Origin of the sequence: Veillonella parvula, assembly GCF_001553335.1 — a bacterium.
Classification (GTDB): Bacteria; Bacillota; Negativicutes; order Veillonellales; family Veillonellaceae; genus Veillonella; species Veillonella parvula_S.
In genome coordinates, this window is record NZ_KQ960775.1 from 101165 (window position 1) to 109450 (window position 8286).

Genomic DNA, 8286 nt, shown 5'->3' on the forward strand with positions numbered 1-8286 from the left:
CTTCATTGTACTATAAAATGGTCCAAAAACAAAGACAGACTATAGACATAAAATCTATAATCTGTCTCTATACAGTACACCCGATTTTCATTAAGGTCTTATAATCGATTTAATTGCACAATGCACATAAACTACATTACCTTTACGTTCTATATCTTCTATTTCTATACGGCGTGAAGGATCCTTTTCTTCAACAGTATTTATCCAGTTAATCATACGCTCTGTACTACCTAATACTGTTAATTCTAGTATACCTTCATGCTCATCAGTACTGACAATCATTAATGGTTCTCCTTGCAAGGAATCAAAAATATTTGTATTAGAACTTGTATTAGATGTCTTGTTCCGTGTAAAAGATTCTAATAGTTTTGCTTCATTAGACACTATATAATCTGACTCAGCATTTATTTGTATATTATAATTTTCTTGTTGATTTTTTAAGCTATTATTTTTGTCTTCAAAATAGATATACCCATACATAGAAAGGCTAATGAGCATCCCCCACAACACTAGGCCCGTTAATATTCTCTCGACCTGATACGTTGTGCTCTCTTTTAGATCCGTCCATATGGAATGTATAAACACCTTTATCTGCTTTAACTGTTCCATGACACTCCATCCCTAGTAATTTTTGTTGGAGAATAGCAATAAATTTACGACACATTTCGTCACTCGTACCTATACCATCTATACTGATACGCCCATCCTTAATGCTAAGATGCTGTAGACTAATATGTTCTGACATAGCGGCATCAAGAATATATACGACCATTGTATTGGGTAATATATCTGTTTGATTCTTAAGGATTTTATTCTTTATTATTTTATTTCTTATTTCCATTAATTCACCATATTGTTGATGTATTTCTTGATACTGAGCATTTGCTTGCAATCGCACAAAGTCTATCTTTCGATTTTCATAGCTACGATAGCTTGACCAACAACTATATATAGTAACAAGCCCTACTATAATGTATATAAGACTTATCCCATAAAGAAGGTATCGATAGGTATGCCATAAACTATGCCATCGTAACGAGCGAGGCATTAAATTAATACATCTGTCCTTACCAGCCCAATCCAATCCATTTAAGCCCCCTTGCCGCCATACCAATAGCCATGTCCCAATCTAATTGCCCTTGCTTGCAACGATTACGGCCACGACCTAAGAATAATAATGGAATATATTCAGTTTCTCCATACATGGAAATTATACCTTCCATATCTGTCCGTTCTTCATTTGTTATAGATTCTAACCCATACATCCGAATTCCCTGTATCTCATCTATACCAAAGTCTTGTAATCTCACTCCTAACTTATCCATAGCTTCAGCTACATCACTACTAGTAATAGGTACAATACACTCTTGAATGCATATATCATTCCACCAAAGCCATAAATGCATGGCGCCTTCTTCCACAACACCTGTTACTGTACCGCTGCGCCGCATCAAGCAATAACAAATAGGAATAGGCCAAAAATCAATAACATCAACAGGTGCATAAGTATCTCGTATACCTTGCTTCAAAAGCTCTAGTGAATGCCGATCTACAGCCACCATAAACATATGATAATTGTGTCGTGGATATTCCCGGCGACAAGCATCCATTTGGAAACTATCCCCCTCAAAACTAAAGTAGTCCTCTATATTCCACTTTATAAACTCCTTCATATCAAAATCATGAGGATCATAAGGTGCTACATGCATTTGTGTATCAATATTAGCAACAATACTATAGGCCCCTTCATCTAAATCATAGGTTTCTATAAATTTTGTAACGTCTTCATCAATAGGCCCTGTACGCTTCATTTCTAACGCATCAGTAATGACCATTGTTTTATTTTCTATATGAGCGGTAACACATACAATATGTTCGTCAGTTATACATACTCCAGAATGTATTCTCTTTTTTCGTTTCATAGAATCACCTCAATAAGGTTTTACCTTTATAACATGCATATGTTTTTCTTTATCTACGGTCACATACATATGTACACGACTCACGATTTCACTATTTTTCAATTTTCCATAACTCATAATATGTCGCGGATTATCTGTTGATTGGTCTGCTTCAATAGTAATCTCTACATTTTCATCATCTATCACAACTAATTTATTTTGAAAGTCCCATACATTTCCTAATTTACAATAGCCCACAAACCAATGAACACCTTTCTGTGCCGCATAATGAGCCTCTTCCAAATGCAATTCGTCTACCACATTACTTTCACATATTTGTCCTATACGCAGCCCCATAAAAGCTAATAATAATAAAAAGGACATTGTAAGTATCGCTATATATGTAATAAAGCCCGCGTTATGGGCTCCTACGTTCATAACCTGTCTCCTCTTTACTTGTATACCAATCATAAATAGCACTCTGTCCAATAGAGACCTCATATATGGATAATCCTCCATAACCACTTGTGTATTTTCTATCATTAACAAAACGATTATTAATATACCAACGTAAATACACGGTCCCACTAGTATCTACACTAAAAGGGTATTCTTGGGTATAGCCCACATTTCTTTTATCTGTAGTTCCTACAATTCGACTACCACTGACAGGTTGCAAGCTACCATCCGTTAATTTTCTGTATAATGCATGACGTTGTACAGTTAAGGTTGTGCGCTTCGTATCGTGAATATATAAACTTGTATTACGATCTTCTACAGTAACCTTCACAGGATTCCATATCATATGAGCCACAACCATACGCCGTGTATATCGACCATCCTCCATCATAGCTACACTATCAAGTAATTTAGCATCCCACATAACTGCATAGAATACGATACCTAACAATAAGGTAAGGACTATGATAGAAATCATCATACTAATAAGCGTAGAATACAAAATAAAACCCATATCATTTCTATTTTTATTCTTATTTTTATTTCTATCTGTTATGGAATTCTGCTTGTATTCTTTATTCTTCCCAATTACCGTTTCTATATCCTCTCCCTTCAATGTATCCCCTCCAAATCAACTGATAGAGAATAGACAACAGATTGATTGTCGATGGCATCTACTGTTAATCGTTGTAAAGATACACCTTCTATCACTACAGGCTTTATATGTGTTTTATAGGTAATTTTTTCACTGGGACTCATTGTAAATTGAGAATTATATACACCAGTTTCTATTGTTCCATTCTTATAATAAGAAGCTTTAGCCACTTCTAAATACGTTATGGTATCTTGCAATATATGATCCCAATAATACGCCTTATATACCGTAAGAGTAGCCATCCAAAATATAGATAATACAATCGGTAAAATGAACATGATTATAGCGGCTGATATTAAAGCGTCACCATACATAAATCCTTCAGTGCACTTCTTCCCATCTAATTCGCCCCGTTTGTACAGATATCCATATACGATTTTTCTCACCACTTTCACGATCTTTCAAAATAATTTCTGTCCCATCATAAGGTAAGCCTAAGGCTGAAAAAGAAATAATTGTCATAGACCGTTCATTCTCAATATTTTGCGGTAATGATATGTTTACCGTATGATGATTAACATCTTCCTCTAAGGTATAACTGTCCTTATTTAAAATAAAAAGCATTCTCCCTTTACCATTAGATTTATGCCCTAACATAGACCACAGTTGAACTTTCTTGAGCATATACGCCACCTCTTGCGTAGCACCATTTAAAGTATAACGACTAGGTGTTGTCACAATAGGTAAGGCAATAGAAATGAGCAATAAGATTAAACCAATAGTAATAATCCATTCCGCCAATAAAGATCCACTTTGACGATTTATAAGTTGCACCTTAACCATTGATAAAGCACCTCCACATAGGAACCACCATGTATGGCACACCATCCGCCAAAGCATAGAAAGGGACCAAATGGGATATATCGATTACGATAACCGGTGAGTAAGAGATAGAGAGAGCCAACACAAAAAGTTACGTAAAAGAAACATATAATTTCCCATGGAGTGAGCCATATTGCAATAGCAGAAAACCATTTAATATCGCCTATGCCAAAGCCTTTATGGCTAATCAAACGAAGTCCATATGTAATAGTAACTACGCTGATAACACTTAATAAGGTTACTAACATAGATTGATCATTTATATAGCTATATATAATGCCACCTATTACAAGAACTAATGCCCCTTCATCAGGCAATATATAGTAATGCATATCGATGGTAGCACCTGCTATGATGATGAGTGAAAACACAGCATACAAAGCAATGTGAGTATAAGATATTGCTTTTGATGAAACTATAACAGGTAGCAATATAGATGCTATATATACAAAAAGTCCTATCACATAATTGGTCCCTTTCATACCTTGTCCTTTCATATAACTAACGTATGTAATTCATAATCTATACAAGTTAATTAAGGCTCATTAGGTGCTTTAACAACAACAGATTTTGAAGTCCCACCACTGACAACTTCATAAGTAATAGTGTATTCTTTTCCTTTTGCAGTCTTAACATGTTCAGTAAGATATCCTTCCTTATATAGATTTTCTACTGTTGGAGGTGTATCGACATTTTTGTCAATCATATACAATTGAGTAGCATTTTTTATAATTTGAATATCTGCTGTTTCTTTAGCGTTTCTAGCTTTATCTGCAGCAGATAAGAATTGTGGCATCGCAATAGCCGCTAATATAGCGATAACCGCTACTACAACCATTAATTCAACGAGAGTAAATCCACCTTTTCTCGATTTTTTAAACCCTTCTCGAACACGAGAAATATGTAATCGATCTACGACCCATTGACCGCACATTTCTAATCGATAATTCACTCCATGAATCATATGCATAATAGACTTCATAATATTCTCCTTTTAGTAGTTAAGTAATAACATTGTCTATTGCCCTCCTAAGTTGGCAATGGACGTAAATAAGGGATACATAACAGATACAACTAATACGGCTACACCGATTCCCATTATGGTTAGTAAAATCGGTTCCAATAATCGTTCTAAACGAGCAATATATTTTGAAAGTATAGATTCATAGTAGCAGCCACAGTGGTTTAACATTTTTACTAATTCACCACTCTCTTCTCCAATGGACACCATTTGCCATATAAAAGCGTTTCCTATCTGACCACTACGTAAACTTTCTTCCAGTGAGTGTCCTGATAATAATCTTGCTTCCACTTGTTTACTACATTCAACACCATATATATTCCCCCACAAAGGGCGAGTAATATTCATGGTTTGAATGATAGAAATACCAGAATCTAGTAAGAGAGCCCAAACTTTTAACATACTTGTATAATACACACAAGTACTCCATTGGTATCGGTGAGCCAACAGCCAAAGCCAACGATGTACTTTACACTTTATACTATGCTGTTTATAAGCAAATGCTAAGGAACCTATTACAACACAATGAATAGCTATTACCATTAGAGGATGCGATTTTAACCCTTGTCCTAATGCAAAAAGAGCTCGCGTCATCAAAGGTAATGTAATATGCATAGTGGTAAATACCTTTTCAAACGAAGGAATAATAAACAAAATGGTAACTAGAAAAAATATATTCATCATTAAAAGAAGAAATAAAGGGTAGGAAATAGCACTCATAACCTTTTGTTTCAGCTGCCTCTCCCAATCATAGTGACGGGATATATATTGTAAACTCTCACCCAAGGTGCCCGCTGCTTCACCACTTTCTAGTAAAGCCAAAGCAATAGGAGGACATCCTTCACTTCGTAAAGCCTGTGATAAAGTCTGACCACGCTCTATAGATTCATATAAAGCTGTATAGAGTAGTCCTCGTTTCCCCTGGCAGAGCAACTGTAAGGCTCGCCGTAATGGAACACCAGATTCAATGAGTAGACCTAATTGATAAGTCACATCTACCACCATAGTATGATTCCATTTATGTTTCTTTCTTTCATCCTGCAACGATATCCTATAAATTCTATAACCATCTCGTTTTAACCGTATTGCAATTTCTTGTTCTGAATCCCCCCACATCAAACCTTTTTCTGTTTCATTTTGATTATTTTTTACGACATATTCATAAGCCTCCATATATTCACCTACGATAATTGTTGATCAAGCAAGGTATGCAATTGTTGTTGGGCTCCATATTGTGCCTTTACATCTCGCACAGCCATTTCTAATGTTTTCATCGGTAGTTGCGTTTCTTGAATAGATATGATTTGTGGTTCCTTACGGGTCCGTATCAAATTTGCTACTGCATGGGTGTTTAGCAAAATATCACGAATGGTAATGAACTTTTTGTTCCATCGAAGTAAACGCTGACATATAACGGCCCGTAACACTTGAGATATCTGATTACGTATCTCTTCTTGTTGCTCCCCAGGAAATAGAGAGATCATGCGATGAACCGCCATCACTGCACGCTGTGTATGCATAGTCGCCATTACAAGGTGCCCAGTCTCTGCCGCATGAAGTGCCGCTTCAAGAGTTTCACGATCTCGAAGTTCGCCTACCATAATGACATCCGGATCCTCTCGTAAAGCATCTCGAATACCATCTGACATAGTATTAATATCAGCACCTAATTGTCGTTGATGTATTAAAGACTTTTTAGGTACAAACTCAAATTCAATAGGGTCTTCTAAGGTAATAATGTGGCGCTCCATAGTCTGATTTATATAATCAATACAACAAGCTAAGGTAAAACTTTTACCACTGCCTGTAGGACCACAAACAAGCAATAGACCATCATGTGCTTCACATAGCTTTTGTAATAACTGACCTTCACTATTATCATCTAACTTAAGTTGCTGATGACAAAGTAATCGCAATGTACCGCATATGGTCTGATTAGCTCGATATAGATGAACACGGATACGCACACCACAACAGGAACAAGCTTCATCAAGAGACTGCCACTCATAGGATGCTATACCGCAACGACGCAATATATCCTCGATTAATTCTGTAGTACACATAAATGAAGTAGCCTTTAATCCATCACCATGTCGCAAATAGATAGGCTGACCACATTGTAGATGAATATCTGTTGATGATAGTTGTATTGCATTTTCTACAATAGTTTCTAAACTTTCACTCTTACAGCATGAGTCCACAACGATGCACCTCCTCTATAGATGTAACATGCTGAGATACGGCCTTACGAGCAGACTCTTCTAATGACAATAATAAATGTGTTTCTAATTCATCCCAATGAGCCGAATTAGCTGGTATTTCTAAGTATTCAAATAGAGCAGTCCGTCCCTGATATGCTGTACCATCGAATTTTCGTACTAGCCTTTGTGCAATAGCCCCCATTAACGTAGCCCGTATTAAATACGGCTCTACGCCCATATCCATGAGTCGCGTTACAACGCCTATAGCTGTATTGGTATGTATAGTAGATAATACGCGATGCCCCGTTAAAGCAGACTTAACGGCTAACTCTGCGGTCTCCTTATCCCTAATTTCACCAATCATAATCGTATCTGGATCTTGCCGTAATACAGAGCGAAGACCTTTGGCAAAGGTAAATCCAATCTTTTCATTAATACCAATTTGTATAGCCCCTTTAATTTCGGCTTCTACAGGATCTTCAAGACAGATAAGCTTTGTTTCGTCTAAATTTAACATGCGAAGCATGGCATATAAAGTAGCTGTCTTACCACTGCCTGTAGGTCCACAGATAAGTAATAATCCATAAGGACGTTTTAATAATTGTTCAATGTGCTTAAAGATATCCGGCTGCATGCCTAATTCTTTTAAGTCTTTATGACTCCCTTCATTTCCCATAAGGCGACATACTAAGGTTTCTCCGTATAAGCTGGGCAATGTAGATACACGCATCGTTACAGACTTATTTTTATGACTCCAAGACCAACGCCCATCTTGTGGTAAACGCTTCTCGCTAATATCTAGAGAGCTACAAACCTTAATACGGTTGATAATGAGTTCAGCTTCTTCAAATGATACAGTCATGTAATGTTGCAGCAGTCCATCTTGTCGCAACCGAACATGAGCACCACTTTCAACGGGATCAAAGTGGATATCGCTCACATGGTGTTCTAAGGCATACAAGATAATATCGTCTAATGTTACGTCTACATACATGGTCACCTCCAATACCTTGCGGTATGTTTTTACCTCACACTAGCGTATGGCGTTATAGGTTTCGACATCAGCCTCTAAATCCCTCTTTTATTTTTAAAAATCCACGAAGCGAAAACTTTTCTATTTTTAGACATACAAAAAAGGCGCCCCGAAGGGCGCCCTTATTAAAACTCTTAGATAAAGCGTATTTTATTTTAAGTTATGATGAATTGTAAAATATATTGCGACAAATA

Annotated in this window: 12 protein-coding genes; all 12 read right to left on the minus strand. The window is 36.5% G+C overall.

Annotated features, from left to right (window positions below; translation table 11 throughout):
- Positions 1-90 precede the first annotated feature (90 nt).
- The 12 genes from HMPREF1865_RS00970 to HMPREF1865_RS01025 all read right to left on the minus strand — a co-directional run bounded on the left by HMPREF1865_RS00970 (position 91) and on the right by HMPREF1865_RS01025 (position 8053).
- Positions 91-498: a hypothetical protein gene (locus tag HMPREF1865_RS00970; protein WP_230949588.1), complete on the minus strand. Its 408-nt coding sequence runs from the start codon at positions 496-498 to the stop codon at positions 91-93.
- Complete coding sequence (locus HMPREF1865_RS00975) at positions 488-898, minus strand: fimbrial assembly protein (RefSeq protein WP_229039577.1); 411 nt, start codon at positions 896-898, stop codon at positions 488-490. Before HMPREF1865_RS00975 ends, HMPREF1865_RS00970 begins: the two co-directional genes overlap by 11 nt.
- A 169-nt stretch (positions 899-1067) precedes the next feature.
- Positions 1068-1922: a hypothetical protein gene (locus HMPREF1865_RS00980; protein WP_008714110.1), complete on the minus strand. Its 855-nt coding sequence runs from the start codon at positions 1920-1922 to the stop codon at positions 1068-1070.
- A 9-nt stretch (positions 1923-1931) separates the two neighbouring features.
- Entirely contained in the window at positions 1932-2339 is a 408-nt protein-coding gene (locus HMPREF1865_RS00985) for a hypothetical protein (protein ID WP_021148255.1), read from the minus strand.
- Positions 2320-2976 (minus strand): hypothetical protein, encoded by a 657-nt coding sequence (locus HMPREF1865_RS00990; RefSeq protein WP_060918895.1) that lies wholly within the window; start codon positions 2974-2976, stop codon positions 2320-2322. Before HMPREF1865_RS00990 ends, HMPREF1865_RS00985 begins: the two co-directional genes overlap by 20 nt.
- A complete protein-coding gene (locus tag HMPREF1865_RS00995; RefSeq protein ID WP_060918896.1) occupies positions 2973-3329 on the minus strand; it encodes a hypothetical protein in 357 nt (118 codons plus the stop codon). Before HMPREF1865_RS00995 ends, HMPREF1865_RS00990 begins: the two co-directional genes overlap by 4 nt.
- A gap of 7 nt (positions 3330-3336) precedes the next feature.
- Entirely contained in the window at positions 3337-3798 is a 462-nt protein-coding gene (locus HMPREF1865_RS01000) for a hypothetical protein (RefSeq protein WP_024061885.1), read from the minus strand.
- Positions 3777-4319 (minus strand): prepilin peptidase, encoded by a 543-nt coding sequence (locus HMPREF1865_RS01005; protein WP_060918897.1) that lies wholly within the window; start codon positions 4317-4319, stop codon positions 3777-3779. Before HMPREF1865_RS01005 ends, HMPREF1865_RS01000 begins: the two co-directional genes overlap by 22 nt.
- 53 nt (positions 4320-4372) lie before the next feature.
- Positions 4373-4819, minus strand: a complete 447-nt coding sequence (locus tag HMPREF1865_RS01010; protein WP_060918898.1) for a competence type IV pilus major pilin ComGC — start codon at positions 4817-4819, stop codon at positions 4373-4375.
- A 36-nt stretch (positions 4820-4855) separates the two neighbouring features.
- Positions 4856-6031 (minus strand): type II secretion system F family protein, encoded by a 1176-nt coding sequence (locus HMPREF1865_RS01015; RefSeq protein WP_060918899.1) that lies wholly within the window; start codon positions 6029-6031, stop codon positions 4856-4858.
- A gap of 8 nt (positions 6032-6039) precedes the next feature.
- On the minus strand, positions 6040-7059 hold the full coding sequence (locus HMPREF1865_RS01020) for a type IV pilus twitching motility protein PilT (RefSeq protein WP_060918900.1): 1020 nt from the start codon (positions 7057-7059) through the stop codon (positions 6040-6042).
- Positions 7043-8053: a GspE/PulE family protein gene (locus tag HMPREF1865_RS01025; RefSeq protein WP_060918901.1), complete on the minus strand. Its 1011-nt coding sequence runs from the start codon at positions 8051-8053 to the stop codon at positions 7043-7045. The genes HMPREF1865_RS01020 and HMPREF1865_RS01025 overlap by 17 nt, the downstream gene beginning before the upstream one ends.
- Positions 8054-8286 lie beyond the last annotated feature (233 nt).